Here is a 15160-nt window from a genome sequence, read left to right as displayed (position 1 = left end):
CCCGCCTGGCTCTCGTCCGGTGACGTGACGCTCCGACCTCTGGCGGCCCGCGACGCCCGTGCGTGGCGCGACGCCCGCCGGCGCAACGCGGCCTGGCTGGCCCCGTGGGACGCCACGGTCCCGCCCGGCGCCGATGCCCGGCCGACCTCGTTCCGCGCGCTGGTCCGGCGGCTGCGGAGGCTCGCGCGCCAGGGATCGACGTACCCCTTCGCGCTGGTGGTCGGCGGCCGGTTCGCCGGGCAGGTCACCGTCAACAACGTGGTGCGCGGCTCGGCGCAGTTCGCGTCGGTCGGCTACTGGCTGGACCGGGACTTCGCCGGCCGCGGGGTGATGCCGACGGCCGTGGCGCTGGTGATCGACCACTGCTTCACCACCGCCGGGCTGCACCGGGTCGAGATCGCGATCCGGCCGGAGAACTCCAACTCGCTGCGGGTGGTGGAGAAGCTCGGCCTGCGGGAGGTCGGCTACGCGCCGCGGTTCCTGCACATCGACGGGGCCTGGCGCGACCACCGGATCTTCGCGGTGACCGTCGAGGAGTGCCCCGAGGGGATGCTGGCCCGGCTGCAGGGCGCCGGAACCTGAAAATCACATGAGTCCCACGAGTCATTTCGCGACACACGTGTAGACATCCGCACCGTCCTGCGCTAGCGCACCTAACCTCTCACTCGTGGACCTCAGCTCGTGGATCTTCGTCGCCCTCGCCGTCGCGTGGGCCGTGTACCTCGTCCCCAAGGCGCTCCAGCACCACGAGGACGTGGTCCGGAGCCGGTCCGTCGACCGCTTCTCGCACACGATGCGCGTCCTCGCGCGCCGCGAGCCGGTCAGCACCCGCAACGCCCGCCTGGTCGTCCAGCCGGGTCGCAGCACGTCGGCCCCGGTCGTGACGACCAAGGCCACCCACGCTCCCTCCGCCCCCGAACACGCCGCAGCTGCGCCTTCCCCTGCGCAGCTCCGTGCCCGTCGTGAGGCCGCCAACGCCGCGGCCCGCCGTCGCCGTCGCGTGCTCTCCGCGATCCTGGTGGTCAACGCCCTCGTCATCGGCCTCGCCGCCTTCGCGGTCGTCCCGTGGCTCTCGGTGGCCGCGCCGGTCGCCCTGCTCGTGGCGTGGCTCGTCGCCTGCCGCCTGATGGTCAAGCGCGAGCGGGGCGTGGCCTCGCCCTCGCGCCGCCTGCCGCTGGAGCCCGAGGAGGAGGACGAGGAGACCGCGCCGGAGAAGGCTCCGGTCGTTGACCCGATCGCCCGGATGGCCATGCCAGTCACCGTGCCCGTCAACATGGACGACACCTCCGAGATGGCCGCCGCCCGCATCGACCCGACCCTGTGGGACCCGGTGCCGGTCACCCTCCCGACGTACGTCACCAAGCCTGCCGCCACCCGCCGCACCGTCCGCACCATCAACCTCGACGACTCCGGCGTCTGGACCTCCGGCCGCACCGACGCCGACTACGCCATCGCCCGCGAGGCCGAGGAGGCCGACAAGGCCGCCCGGGCCCGTCAGGCCGAGGGCGAGGACCACCGTGCCGTCGGGTCCTGAGTCCTGGCGGGATCACCGGTTCACCGGCGATCCCGGACGTTCTGGAGGGTTGCAACCCTCCAGAACGTCCAGGAGTGCCCGGTAAGTGGTGCGCTAGCGTCGCGCCATGAGCCCCGTCGAGCTGTCCCACTCGCGCACCTTCCCGACGACGGTGGAGGCGGCCTTCGACCTGGTGCTGCCGATGCCGCTCACGCAGCTCTTCGCACGCCGGTACGTCGCCATCCCGCCGATCACGCGCGTCGACCAGGACGGCACCTGGGGCGTGCTCGGCCAGCAGCGCACGATCCGCACCTCCGACGGCGGGTCGATGCGGGAGACCCTCACGACCCTCGAGCGGCCGCACCGGTTCGGCTACGAGATCGACGCGATCACCGGGCCCAACAAGGCGCTGGTCGCCGGTGTCCGGGGGATGTGGACCTTCGCCGAGGCCGGCACCGGCGTCGAGATCACCTGGGCCTGGAGCATCACCCCGACCCGCGTCGGCGCCCTGCTCATGCCGGTCTTCGGGCGACTCTGGCAGGGCTACGCCCGCCAAGGCATGGAGGAGATCGAGAAGGCCGTGAGGGCCTGACGCGCCGGTGCCCAACCGATTGGGAAGCGCCCCGCACCGGGTGCTAACCTTCCCACCGCGTCTTCGGGCGCACTGGGGCTGTGGCGCAGTTGGTAGCGCGTCTCGTTCGCAATGAGAAGGTCAGGGGTTCGAATCCCCTCAGCTCCACCCAATGACAACAGAACCCGCAGGTCGCCCTGGCCTGCGGGTTCTCGCATCCCCTGCCGATCACACCGCTGGACTGACACCGGCGGAGTTCGCCGCGAAAGCCTGTCAGCTTACCCCCCGCGTACCCCCGGCCTCTCCGTCGCCCGCTGAGGGCCACGGTTCGGGTCGTTGAGCCGGTCCAGCCCCGCCTGGTCGGCCGAGGTGCCCAGGAAGTGCAGGTACCGGTTGGTCGTGGCGATCGACTCGTGTCCCATCCAGGCCTGGACCGTGCCCGGGTCCACACCGCGTGCCAGCCACAGGCACGCCGCGGTGTGCCGCAGGTCGTGGACCCGCCGGCCGCCACCCGTCCGGTCCCACTTCACCGTCCGCAGCACTGCGGTGCGGTGCAGCCGGGCGCCACCCGCGGTGGTCAGCAGCAGGTCGGTGGGCTCCTTGGAGACGATGAGTCTCCGGATGATCGGCAGGATCCGGTCGGCCACCGGCACCCGGCGCCCCCGCCGACCCTTGGTCGCCTTCACCGCCCCGCCCTCGGTCTGCGAGCGCCGCACCAGCAGGCCGGCCGTAGGCACCTCGACCACGTCCTCGACCAGTACCGCCCGCGCCTCGCCCCACCGCATCCCGGTCCAGCCAAGCACGAGCAGCACGTCGGCCAGGTGTGGGTCGTGCTCGCGCCACCGCTCGTAGACGGCCTCGAGCTCCCCCTCCGTCCACGGCCGCATCTCGGTCGGCTCCTCCGAAGATCGGGGCACCTTCGTTCCGGTCACCGGGTTCCGCACGATGATCTTCTCCCGCACGCACCAGGCGAAGAAGCTGGACAGGCTCGCGCGGTACCGGACCACCGATCGTTCGCTGAGACCACCGTGGATCAGCGTCTCGAACGAACGGGCGACCTCACGCTCGGAGACGGCCGCCACCTGCATCGCCTGGATGCTCGTGGGGACCAACCGGTGCAGTGCCTGGTCCGTGCGATACGTCTTTGCCGCCACCGTGAACTCGCGGATGGCCAGCCACTCCTCCAACAGTGCCCGCACAAGACGCCGCCCGGTGCGGGGATCAACCCCGCCGACCAAGGCCGCGCGCTCTCGCGCCAGCCAGTCGCTCGCCTCCCTCTTGGTGTCGAACGTGCGGCTGGTGACGAACTGCCGACCGCTCTTGAGTCGCCCTCGGAACCGACCGTTGGGAGTCTTCTCAATCATCTGGGTCGCCCTCCTCGCGGCGCGCCTACGACGCCCTTGCTAGCCACTGCTCGACGTCGAGGCGTCGATACCGCGGACAGGTCGGCGTCATCCAAGTCACCCGCGGACCCATCCCACGCTGCCGCCAGCGGCACAGCGTCGACTCCGACACCCGGATCCACTTGGCCACCTCACTGCTGGTCAGGATCTCCTCCAACGTTTCCATCTGGTCACCTCCGACCACCCGGAGCGGCCGTGCGCCGCCCGCGATTCTCTGACGGTCACCTAAGAACGCGGAGCCCCGCCGAGCGATCAATGTCGCCTGTGAAATTCCTGAGTTGCTTGCGCATCTGAGGATGCAGGCTGCCGCACGGCCGCTCGCGGTCCTTCATCGACGTGGGCCGTGCGGCCGATAGGTCCTTGACGCTGCTTAGCGCCCACTATGACGCTCCGGTCTAGGACGGAGTCGAGGGTGACTCCTCGCACTGCGAAGACCGATGGTGGCGGACGGCGCGGAGCGATGCACCGAATGACTGCGCATAAGCCAACTGCCGGGGCCGAGCGCCGAGAGGGAAAGTGCTTTGAACACCCGGCCGCGGACCCAGGCGCTCCCTTGAGTCCGCGGCCGGATGTTCCCCTTCGCTGTCGCTCTGGGGGGGTCTTGTCAAAACGACAGCGGCGCAACACTAATGGTCGAAGTAAAGCCCGCGCTCGCAAGACTTGGCTTAACTGACAGCGGTCGTCCACAGGCCGAAAGAATGGCGGGCGTGGGGCCTGGATATCGGAAAAAACCTACTGGAAAGTATTCGTGCATAGGTCCCAATTGCCACAAGGTCGTCCCGAAGCGAGCGCTAACATTTCCCCAGCCGAACTTCAGGGGCTCCGGTACTCGTGGGTAGTCAAGCGAGAACCGTCGGCCAAATAGCCTCCCCCGTGTCCACGTGATATTCGTTACACGGACTGCAAAACTTGCTGGTCGGCGGCCCCCACGCATGCTCGTGCACTTCCACTTCCCTCGTATGCCAAGTCCTCCTCCCGTCCCTGTCGGGGCGAAACCGCGGACACGCCCCGGAGAAAGCGCACGAGAACGAACTACCTTCTCGCTCGACCACCGCCTGAACCTCAGCTGCCATCGCCCAACAATTGCTAGCGTCGGCGCGAGCGAACATGCGGGCAGGGCTCCCTGATCCTCCACACGGCTGGGGCGTTCCTCGGTACAGAGATCCTCGTCTACCGCATCTCAGATGACCCGAGACCGATGATTTCCACCAGAGTTCTTCCACCGCGAATCGGCCAGTTCGTAGGTCGCCTTCTAAGCCGACTCGGCCCTGCGCCAGCGGCCGTACTTGACGTTCAAAGGCGGGTCGACGGTTCTGCGCGAGGGAGACCGGTTGCTGCCTCTGCATTGCACAGCTTCACGCTCAGCCGTCGGTGGAACCAGCTTTGCAATTGCTCTGAGTGTGGGACGATGCGAAGGGCAAACTAACCGGAACCGGAGCAGCTCACAAGCAGGCTCAAGAGTTCTGCTCTCGCCGTTCCGTACCCGGCGGAAGCGCTTCGGCGATCAGGCGAAGTGCGTTCCGCACGGGTAGCCACTCGGCGCCGAGAAGGGTGCCGTCGGAGCGGCGACGCTCGAGGTGGGCCAAGAGCTTCCCGACTGCCCCGGGATCGTTTCGTATAGCCCGAAGGGCTTGTTCGGGGGAGCGGTGCTGCGCCCCCCGCGGGTCTGCGTCAGCCTTCGGGGTCGGCTGGCCTGAGGCCGGGGACAGCGGTTCGGACTCGGCACACGTGTCCGCCGGGCGATGGCGGGGAACCTCCACCAGTCGGACCTCGATGGCGCCCTTACGCGCGCCGAGTCGACACAGGGCGGCGTCGTTGCGGCACCGGGTCGAGCACCAGACGGGGCGTCGGCCGACACCGCGGTAGGCGACGGCTTCGCCGCAGTTCGGGCAGGTTCGGACGTCTTCCGGCTGCTGATTGTCATCGGCCATCGAAACTCCCGCTAACTGGGGGACGCGTCCTTATTTCGCACAATCGAAACAGGAGAGAGCTGGAGATGCAAGAGGTGTGTGACACATCGTCGGCCGTGTGAAATTGGGGGGAAGGTTGAGGGTGTCGGTGATGGTTCGGACGTCGTGGTCCGGGCGGGCGTCAGGGGGATGTGGGGGTTTGTGATCGCTCCCGGGCCGGGATGCGTCGTCGGTGACTGTCAGATCCAGGTCAACACGAGTGAGGTCCGGATGAGCCGGCAGACGATCAGGCAGCGGGTGCGGCGTACGGCGCGGGACATGCCGAGAAGCGTCGGCCGGAGCGTGAGAGCGCGAGCCGGAGGCCGTTGACCTCGCCGAGCAGGTCATGGTTGCAATTGGTCAGCGGATGCAGCGGTGGTCGAGGCCGAGAAGCGAGCTGGTGAGGCGCTGCGGGAGTTGACCGAAGGGGAGAGTCTGTCGCTGGGCGAGGCGGTCGGGTGGTGAGGGGGGACGCTGACAGTCCGCGGGGCGACGAAGTTGCGGCGGCTCGAGAGCTCGACCGGGATGAGAGCGTGTACGCGACGACGGCCACAGTAGACAGGGGAGAGCGGGTGTCGGCGCGACTGTCGGATGACCGCCGGCGTCCGAGGCGGTCGCCGGGGGTGATCAACGACCCGAGGGTGCTTGCTCGTGGACGGTCCACGGTAGCGACGGCGCCGGGACTTGAGTGCGGTGGACCGGCCCGGTTATGGGGCGGTCCGAGCATGAGGGCGTGGAGCGCGGCGGGCATGGCCGGCTCCGATACTGCCGGGACAGGTGCTCATCGCGAGCCGGCTCGCGTTCGAGGTCATGAATGGCGTGAACGCGCTCGAGGCGGGCTCGGCTGCTGGGCGTCGACGGCCCCGGTGCTGCCGGCCGGGACGTTGATGCGGTGCCGCCGTTGCTTCTGCGCCCCTTGACCTCGATCGGGGAAGTGCTGAGTTCGTGGCCGTCGAGTGTTGTAGAGCTCGAACCAACTGGCAAGAGGGGCTCGGCACGTGTTCATCGGGCCGTTCTGTCTGCTGGCAGAACGGCGGGATCGGCGGGTCTCAGACACGACCTACAAGCAGCTCGGATCAGCGAAATTCATACGCTGCGCCGGCATCGCGTTCCGTGCAAGGTCCACTCGTCAACGCACGGGAGCGAGTCGTTTGTGCACACGTCAACATTCTCATCACCGCCTTGGTGCTCACGGCCATCTCTGCCAGGCGCACCGCTCGAGATCGATCGGGGTTCGTGATCCACGAGGATGTGCGGCCGAATGATTCCGTACACAGCCGTGCGTCGAACCGCCGCGTGACCCCGGATCTCGACTGCGCGGCTGCACACGAACGAGCCGGCCCTGACTGCCAGAACGCAGCCCACGGGACTCGAAAGGCCGCCGTTCGGGATCCGGAAAATCCTCTGGACCACTCATTCGGTTCAACGTGTCCATACTCCCGCCCAGGACGTCCGGTCAGGTGATCAGGCCTGTTTCACGCGCGGCGGTAATCGCCCGGACCCGGTTGTTGGCCCCGAGCTTGCGCATCGCTGTCTTCAGGTACGAGTTGACGGTGTTGGGCAGAAGCCCGAGCTGCTCCGCCGCCTCCCGGTTGGTCCGACCCAGCGCGACCTGGGTGAGGACGTCGACCTCGCGCGGAGCGAGACCCACTCCAGCCCGGCGCCGTGTTGTGGTGCCGGAGGGAGACAGGCGCGTGCGTAGCAGCTCGATCCGAGCCCGCAGCGTCTCATCGTCGACCTGTTCGGCGACGGCCGCGAGCTCGTCGCTTAGCTCGCGCAGATCCGACTGGGTGAGCCCTTCGTTGCCGGCACGGCATTCCCTCATCTCGTCCAGGCGGCGGCGCACCTCGTCTTCGACCGCGATGTCCCGCTCCAGCCTCCGCACAAGCGGAGCAAGGCTGTCGAACCACCGGTCACCAAGCCCCACCTGGGTCCGGTTGGCGAGGTACACCACGATGCGAGGCACGTCGTCCACGATGATCGGCAGCGCGATCACGGTCTCGAGACCCTCCTGACTCACGGCATGGTCGTAGACGTGCGTGATGCCCTGTGCTGCTGGATAGCTGCTCACCGAGACTGGACGGCCGAGCAATAGAGACTTGCCCCCCAGCCCCGCTCCAGGCCGAACCATGAGTTGGGCGAGCGAGCGAGTCCTCGCACCGCAGAGCTCGGTGATCTGGAGCCGACGAGGCTCAGGGAGCACGCGGCCGCCAAATGCCATGTCCATGCGCCCGGCACGTCGAAACGCCGCTATCACGCGGGCCAATCCCTCGCCGGCGTACGGCGTCTCGGGTGCGAGTTGAAACGCCATTGCCGTGCCTTCCTAGAACTGTGTGCACTGAGGCTAGGTGGGCACTGTCACATCCGCCAACGCACTACCCCCAAACGGGGGTAGTCCCCGCCCCCCTCGTTCGATGCGGCAGGGTGTGGCGCTCGATGATCCTTCGGAGTGTCGCGTCTCAACCGGAGTGCGCGACGACCTCGGCGACGGAGCCGCGGCGGGCGGGAACGCCGTCCTAGCGCCTGACTTGGGGGAAGTCCTCGTCTCGGTACTCACCCACTGGACGGTCGCCCTCGACCGCGACCTCGCGGTGACGGAGCTCGACGCGGCGGATCTTGCCTGAGATGGTCTTGGGCAGGTCGTGGAACTCCAGACGACGTACACGCTGGTACGGCGCGAGGTGCTCCCGTGCGTACGCCAGGATCGATTCGGCGGTGTCCGGCGTTGGCTCGAAGCCGGGAGCGAGCGCGATGTACGCCTTCGGCACGGCGAGCCGCACGGGATCGGGCGCGGGCACCACCGCCGCCTCGGCAACGGCGGGGTGCTCGATGAGCACGGACTCGAGCTCGAACGGACTGATCTTATAGTCGGAGGCCTTGAAGACGTCGTCGGTGCGGCCGACGTAGGTGATGTAGCCGTCCTTGTCCCGAGTGGCGATGTCGCCCGTGTGGTAGAACTCGCCCGCCGTCGCACCTGCGTTGCGCTCGCCGTCGCCGTGATATCCGGTCATCAGGTTCAGCGGCCGGGGCGTCAACTCGAGGCAGATCTCACCCTCGCCTGAACCCTCGACGGCGGTACCGGTCACTGGATCAAGCAGTGCGACTGGGACGCCCGGGAGCGGTCGGCCCATCGATCCTGCTTTGACGGCCTGGCCTGGGGTGTTCGCAATGCAGGCGGTCGTCTCCGTCTGCCCGAAACCGTCCCGGATCGTGAGGCCCCAGTGCCGCTCGACCTGGCTGATCACCTCGGGGTTGAGCGGTTCCCCGGCGGCGATCGCCTCGCGGAGCGAGCCGGGGCCGCCGGAGAGGTCGGCTTGGATGAGCATCCGCCACACCGTCGGCGGTGCGCAGAACGTGGTCACGTCCTCTGTCCGGATCTTCTCGAGCAGCTCGGCCGCGTTGAACCGGGCGTGGTTGTAGACGAAAACCGTTGCCTCGGCCAGCCATGGCGCGAAGAAGTTGGACCACGCGTGCTTGGCCCAACCTGGGCTGGAGATGTTGAGGTGAACGTCGCCTGGCCTCAGCCCGAGCCAGTACATCGTCGAGAGGTGACCGATCGGGTAGGAGACGTGCGTGTGTTCCACGAGCTTCGGCCGGCTCGTGGTGCCCGAGGTGAAGTAAAGGAGCAGTCGGTCGCTACTGGCGTTACCTGGATGGGCGATCCGCGTCGCCTCAGCGTCATCCGCCGGCGCGAATGGCTCCCACCCATCCGCTTCGCCGACGACAAAGCGGAGATAGTCGCCAGGCACCGCGTCAAACTTCCCGGCGTCCGCAGCATTGCAGATCACCGCACGCGCCCGGCCACGATCGATCCGGTCGGCCAGCTCGGTCGGCCCAACCGCCGTCGTGGTCGGCATGATGACCGCACCAAGCCGTATGAGGGCAAGCATGCTGTCCCACAGCTCGACCTGATTGCCGAGCATGACCACGACGCTGTTGCCGGGCCCGACTCCCTGCGTCCGCAGGTTCGCGGCCGCCTTCTCGGACCTGGTCAGCATCGCGTCGAAGGAATAGGAGCGGCGGGTGCCGTCCTCCTCCGCGATCACGAGCGCCGGTCGTTCATTCCCGCGGGCAAAGACATCGAACCAGTCATGGACGAAGTTGAACGTCGGACCGACGTCTGGCCACGAGAACGACGCCACGGCCTCGCCGTACGACGTGCGCAGGGCAAGGAGCCGCTCTCGAGCGGCGCCAAGAGCGGTAGTCGCGCTCAGGGTGGGGGGACTCGCGTTGCTCACGACGCAACCTTCTCGCGCCGGCCGCACGCGGACCACCCGCAAATGGGGGTGACGCGTGATCCGTCGTTGGCGGCGGGAGTCTTCCACCAACTTCCCGTCAAGACAGGCAGTTCAGTTTGTCTGCGACTTGAGCCAGCGAGTGCCGGGTCCGTTGTCGACCAATGCTCGCGTGAGACCGAAGGACAAGGGCGCACACCTGCCCCCGCTACAAAGGAAGTTGCAGGTCAGAGGCAGTTTCTGGAGAGATCCGGGAGCCGCCTCTGGGACGCTGCGAAGCGCGAATAGATCGCGAATTCAGGGCATGCGAGAGCAAATGATCGGGTCACCCGGAAAGTGGCCCTGGTCGGCATACAGTCGATCCATGGAGGGCTCGACGTTCGAGACCACCCGGTTCGTCGGTCGACGGGCAGAGTTGCAGGCGCTTCGAAAGTTGCTCGGTGAGTCGCGGCTGTTGACGCTGACCGGACCAGCGGGCGCGGGCAAGACGCGGTTGGCGTCGGAGGCGGTGGGAATGCTTTCGCGTCAGTTCGGTCGCCGGGTCTGGTTCGTGTCGCTCGCCGAGTTGCAGGACGAGTCGTTGCTGGCGCACACCGTTGCCGCGGCAATGGACCTTCAGCTTGGATCGCAGAGGTCGGCGCCTGCGGCAATGGCGGACTTCATCGGTGACCGTGAGGCGCTGCTGGCTCTGGACAACTGCGAGCATCTCGTCGACGTGGTTGCGAACCTGGTCGCCGAGTTGCTGCGGTCGTGTCCGCGACTACGGATCATCACGACCAGCATCGTGCCGTTGGAGGTCGCTGGCGAGACGATCCTGTCGGTGCCCGCGTTGTCAGTTCCTGACGAGCGGGCTTTGCGGTCCCCCGAGGGTCTCTCCCGGTACGACGCTGTGGGCCTTTTCCTTGATCGTGCCACGGCGGCGATGCCGTCCTTTAGTCTCACGACCGACAATGCCGAGGCCGTCGCACGCCTGTGCATGGCGCTCGAGGGCAGTCCACTCGCTGTCGAGATCGCGGCCGCACGGATCCGCACCCTCACGCCGCAAGCGATGCTGGACCGGCTCGAAGACCGCTTTGCACTCCTCAGCAAGGGCTATGCGGCGGCACCGGACCGTCACCGCTCTCTGCTGGCCGCGGTCGAGTGGACCTTCGACCTGTGCACGCGTCAGGAACAAGAGTTGTGGCTGCGTGCGTCGGTCTTCGCCGGCGGCCTCGATCTGGCAGCCGTGGAAGGCGCATGCTGCGGTGAGGGTCTTGACGAGCGGGAGATCCTCGACGTTCTCGCGGGCCTCGTGAACCGGTCCGTGCTCCTCCGAGATCCGAGGGGGACCGAGGACCGCTATCGGATGCTCGAAACGATCCGTTCGTTCGGCCTCCGCAGGCTGGATGCCCAGGAGCGGACCGACTACTGGCGGCAGCGCCACCTGACGTGGTGTGCAACGCTCGTCGACGACTTCTACGGGCGCTGGTTCGGTCCGGAGCAACCGACCCTCCTTGAACGGATCAGGCGTGAGATCCCGAACCTGCGAGCCGCCTTCCTGGACGCCGCCCAGACAGACGACGCTCCTGGAACTGGCCTCCGCATGCTCTACCAGCTAGAGCCGTACTGGACTGCGCACGGCCAGCTGAGCGAAGCCGGTCACTGGGCGCAGGCCCTGCTGGCGAAGCCGGGAGGCACCCCTGACGAACGCGCGCGTGCGCTCCTCCTCGGGGCCTGGGCCGCGGCCGTTCGGGTGGATCTTCCCGCGGCTCAACAGATGCTTGACGAGGCTGCGGCGTTGATCGATGACACCGTGGAACCCACGACGCTCGGGATGCTCCAGTTGCACAGGGCCATGGTCGATCGGTGGCGTGGCGACCGGGACGCTGCGATCAGGCAGCTCCCGGCCGCAACGAGGACGCTCGCCGACGCAAGGAGCGGCTATGAGGCAGCCGCGCACTTGCTGCTCGGGTTCACGGTCGCCGAGAAGGGCGAGCTCGACGAGGCAGCCGCAGCACATCAGCGTTGTCTTGACGTGTTGGCCGGCACGGGGGAGCTGTACCAGACGTCGTACGCACTGGTCGGCCTCGGCTACGTCGCAGGGCAACGCGGAGACCTCGCGACGTCCACCGAGCACCTGGAGAGTGCCGTCCGGATGAAGGCGAGCCTGAGGGACTACGTCGGCCTGGGCGTAGCCATCGAGACCCTGGGCTGGTTGGCGTCCGCCCAGGGGAACGCGGAACGGTCTGCGACCCTGATGGGCGCAGCAGCGGGCCTGAACAAAGTCACCGGAATGTCGATGACCACCGATCCGGCCACAACCGCCTTCCACGACGCGTGGTCGTCTCACGCCACCGACCTCATCGGCGAAGAACGCTTCGAGGCGGCATTCCGTCGTGGAATGGACATGCCTCCCGGGGAGGCTGTGGCCTACGCACTGGGTGAGCCAGCTCCGGTACCTGCGGTCGCGCGGCGGTCACAATCGGAGTCGCCCCTGACGCCTCGTGAGCGCGAGGTGGCCGGCCTGGTCGCCCAAGGCGCCTCCAACAGGGACATCGCCGCCCGGCTCGTGATCTCCGAACGGACTGCCGAGACGCATGTCGACCACATCCTCCGCAAGCTCGGCTTCAATAGGCGCACGCAGGTGGCCGCATGGGTCACTGAGGGAGGGATCCGCAGCGACGGAGGCGATCTAAGCGACGAGGGCAGCGGTCACTGACCAGCGCTTTGCGCAGGTACTAGGCCGCTTGAGCGACTCTCCACAGAAGCACGGCGACCGCGGCACGTTGGCGACCTCCGGGATGCGTCAACGCGTACCCGATGTGGTTCGCCAACCACGCGAGCCGCTCCTGGAGTGTCGAGTGGTGCACGTGCAGAACGGAGGCAGCCTGTCGAAGACTCGATCGATCGAGGACCGCCTGGACAATGTCGACAACCCACGGGTGGCCTGGGAGGAGGGCCTCGATCCTGCGTACGTCTTCCACGGCGGCGGCCTGCTCGGGCGTGAACCGCTCTGCGATCGACGCCAGCGCGCTGAGGTGGTGGTGCAGCACGATCGACGCGCCCGGGCCGTCCACCCGGTCGGTCACTCGGAGCGCGACGAGGGCCCTTCCGACCCCCAGCGGCAGGTCAGGTAGGGCATCCGCTCGTGCGGTGCCGGCTCGAACCCCCGCCGCGAAGGTGGGCAAGCCAGTAAACAACGTGATGACGTGGTTGCCGATCGGAGTGCTCCGGGACGACAGCCGCACTCCCAGGGCAGTGGCGACGACAGTGATAGGCCATGACAGCCCCAGCTTCGCCACAGCATCGCGCCGATCGGCGCTCGACGTGTCAGCGTCGCACGCGATCCGGATGGTCGCTGTGGTGGAGCCGACCATGCCCGTCGTCGACGATTGGAGGGCCCGGACGTACCTCTCGAGGACAAGCGGATCTAGTGGACCGGCGTCGCCGACTCGTTCGAGCCACACAGACGACCCCGGCCGCCCGGGCACGCTCAGACGTGGCCAGATGTGGTCCGCGTCATCCGGGAGCGCTTGACCGTTACTCGCGAACCGGCGGGTCAGGGTTCGGCTCGCGTCGTGGAAGCCGGCAGGACAGCCCGCCAGAGCGGCCGCGGCGCGGACCAGTGGTGTCGTCGCCGCCCCCGCCTCGACGAGGTGGTCGAAGTGGTCGATGACCCGGAGTGCACCAGCGGCGCCGTTGTCGGCGACGTCCAACCGCTCAATGAGCTCGCGCAAATCCGAGGCCTCTCCGGGGCTACCTGCATCCGGTGACCACGATGCAGCCTCGGGCAGTCCCACAACGCGCGGTTCAAGCCTCGAGCGCTCGACGGATGAACTCGTCCCGGGCGGCCCCAGCCGCCCGGGAGACCGCGGCGAACGGGCCCAACGCTTCGGATGCGTGGAAGGCGCCACCCCACATGTGGAGATCGACGAGCACCCCGGCCTGTGAGAGTCTGCCGGCGTAGGTGAGTGCCTCGTCGCGGAACGTGTCCACCGATCCAACGTCGATGAAGGTGCGCGGAAGACCTGCGAGGTCTTCTGCGCGAGCGGGCGCAGCGTAGGGCGACACGTCCGGACCGCCCCGCCTCTCCCCGAGCAGCGCGGTCCAGCCGTACAGGTTGTCGTTCCGGTCCCAGATGCCTTCCCCGTCGAGCATCCGGCTGCTGTGGGTCTGGAAGCGGTCGTCGAGCATCGGACAGATCAAGATCTGGTGGCTGAGCTGTGGCAGGCCCCGGTCGCGAGCCAGGAGCGCAGTCCCGGCCGCGAGACCACCGCCTGCGCTCCCGCCGGCGATCAGGATCCGGTCGGGGTCGATACCCAGCTCGGCCGCATTCTTCGCGGTCCAGAGCAGGCCCGCATAGCAGTCCTCGACCGGGGCCGGGTCGGGATGCTCGGGCGCGAGTCGGTACTCCACCGAGACGGCGACAGCAAGCCCTTCGGCGACGTAGGGAAGAACGAGGTCGACCCCGGTACGACGGTCACCGACGACCATGCCGCCGCCGTGTGTGTGGTAGATCCCGGCACGCGGCCCCTCGCCTGCGGTCGGGCTGAGGATCAGCAGGGTCACGTCGGGTGCGCCCTCGGGACCGGGCACCTGACGCTCCTCGACGCACACGGCGCCACCGGCCGTCAGGTCGGCCGGCTCCATTCCGGGGATGCCATCGGACATCGACCGCGCGGCCTCGAGCGTCTCGGCGCTCAGGGTCGAGTTGAACTCGCGGATCATCGGCAGCAGCGGCGCCAGCTCCGGATCGAACGGGGGCCGCGTCGGCGTGTCGGGATAGGTGTCGCTTGCAGCACTTTCCGCCATGGTGGTCTCCTCCGTAGGGGTGTGATTTCAGTTTCAGCGCCGCAGACTGTGTCCGCTTACCTCCACGCGGCTGGAGGCTAGGCCGCGGCCCCTGCCAGGTGGTGGGGCACCGCTCCTCCGAGGACTCGATCGAGCCCATGCGGCTCCGAGGCGGCCGACCGCAAGGCTCGCTCCCATCGCGGGGCCCACCCCGATACGACTGGCTAGTCCGATCGGATGAGCCTGATCAGGCTGCGGCAGCTGATTCCAGCGTCGCGGTCGTCGGGGATGAGGTCGTGTGGCACCCACAGGTCGTCACGGTTGGTTCTCGCCGCTCCTGCCACCGCGGACGTGACGATGACGCCAACGTCCTCAGTCGGATCCGGTAGATCTACGACGCGGCCGAGATGCTGGTCGATCGTCTCGATCTCGCTACCAAGAACGTTCACGACCGTGCGCTCGATCGCATCGAGTTCTACGCGCGCCGTGGTGCTCGAGGGTTCAAGCGTCGTGATCGACCCTCCACGGCCGTAGACCTTGACTGGGAGTCCGGTGCGGTTGACCCAGCGGGTCGGCGACGATGACATCCGGCTCCTTACCTTGACGGCCAAGCCTCATGGCCTTGCACAGCCGATCTCTGAGACGCAGACTGGAAACGTGCCTCAACAGGGTGCGAGTGTAGCGTTCTCCTTATAGGAGAGGGAAGCATTCATCACGCC

Annotated in this window: 10 protein-coding genes and 1 tRNA gene; 5 read left to right on the top strand and 6 right to left on the bottom strand. The window is 67.8% G+C overall.

Annotated elements, in window-relative coordinates:
• The first annotated feature begins 24 nt into the window (after positions 1-24).
• The 4 genes from FB382_RS16400 to FB382_RS16385 all read left to right on the top strand — a co-directional run bounded on the left by FB382_RS16400 (position 25) and on the right by FB382_RS16385 (position 2252).
• Positions 25-582 (top strand): GNAT family N-acetyltransferase, encoded by a 558-nt coding sequence (locus tag FB382_RS16400; protein WP_343055641.1) that lies wholly within the window; start codon positions 25-27, stop codon positions 580-582.
• Between the two features lie 85 nt (positions 583-667).
• Positions 668-1534 (top strand): divisome protein SepX/GlpR, encoded by an 867-nt coding sequence (gene sepX, locus FB382_RS16395; protein WP_182540804.1) that lies wholly within the window; start codon positions 668-670, stop codon positions 1532-1534.
• Between the two features lie 106 nt (positions 1535-1640).
• Positions 1641-2105 (top strand): SRPBCC family protein, encoded by a 465-nt coding sequence (locus FB382_RS16390; RefSeq protein WP_182540803.1) that lies wholly within the window; start codon positions 1641-1643, stop codon positions 2103-2105.
• Positions 2106-2179: 74 nt separating this feature from the next.
• Positions 2180-2252, top strand: a tRNA-Ala gene (locus FB382_RS16385).
• Between the two features lie 110 nt (positions 2253-2362).
• On the opposite strand, the gene FB382_RS16380 is transcribed toward FB382_RS16385, so the two are convergent.
• From FB382_RS16380 to FB382_RS16370, 3 genes are all read right to left on the bottom strand, one after another.
• A complete protein-coding gene (locus FB382_RS16380) occupies positions 2363-3448 on the bottom strand; it encodes a tyrosine-type recombinase/integrase (RefSeq protein ID WP_182540802.1) in 1086 nt (361 codons plus the stop codon).
• 3444 nt (positions 3449-6892) lie between these two features.
• Positions 6893-7507, bottom strand: coding sequence for a LuxR C-terminal-related transcriptional regulator (locus tag FB382_RS22965; RefSeq protein ID WP_220481394.1), 615 nt, complete (start codon positions 7505-7507; stop codon positions 6893-6895).
• A 445-nt stretch (positions 7508-7952) separates the two neighbouring features.
• The gene (locus FB382_RS16370) at positions 7953-9674 is read right to left on the bottom strand and encodes an AMP-binding protein (protein WP_343055640.1); all 1722 of its coding nucleotides are present in this window, start codon (positions 9672-9674) and stop codon (positions 7953-7955) included.
• 361 nt (positions 9675-10035) lie between these two features.
• Here FB382_RS16370 and FB382_RS16365 point away from each other — a divergent pair, with 361 nt between their 5' ends.
• Positions 10036-12369 carry an ATP-binding protein gene (locus FB382_RS16365; RefSeq protein ID WP_182540800.1) on the top strand — a complete coding sequence of 778 codons (2334 nt, stop codon included), beginning with the start codon at positions 10036-10038 and terminating at the stop codon, positions 12367-12369.
• 19 nt (positions 12370-12388) lie between these two features.
• Here FB382_RS16365 and FB382_RS16360 read toward each other — a convergent pair whose 3' ends face one another.
• The 3 genes from FB382_RS16360 to FB382_RS16350 all read right to left on the bottom strand — a co-directional run bounded on the left by FB382_RS16360 (position 12389) and on the right by FB382_RS16350 (position 15052).
• The gene (locus tag FB382_RS16360; protein WP_182540799.1) at positions 12389-13387 is read right to left on the bottom strand and encodes an acyl-CoA synthetase family protein; all 999 of its coding nucleotides are present in this window, start codon (positions 13385-13387) and stop codon (positions 12389-12391) included.
• A gap of 73 nt (positions 13388-13460) precedes the next feature.
• On the bottom strand, positions 13461-14462 hold the full coding sequence (locus FB382_RS16355) for an alpha/beta hydrolase (RefSeq protein ID WP_182540798.1): 1002 nt from the start codon (positions 14460-14462) through the stop codon (positions 13461-13463).
• A 203-nt stretch (positions 14463-14665) separates the two neighbouring features.
• Positions 14666-15052 (bottom strand): hypothetical protein, encoded by a 387-nt coding sequence (locus tag FB382_RS16350; RefSeq protein WP_182540797.1) that lies wholly within the window; start codon positions 15050-15052, stop codon positions 14666-14668.
• Positions 15053-15160: the final 108 nt, after the last annotated feature.

Source organism: Nocardioides ginsengisegetis, assembly GCF_014138045.1.
GTDB lineage: Bacteria > Actinomycetota > Actinomycetes > Propionibacteriales > Nocardioidaceae > Nocardioides > Nocardioides ginsengisegetis.
Note: the sequence above shows the minus strand (reverse complement) of the source record. Positions and strands in the feature narration are given on the sequence as shown.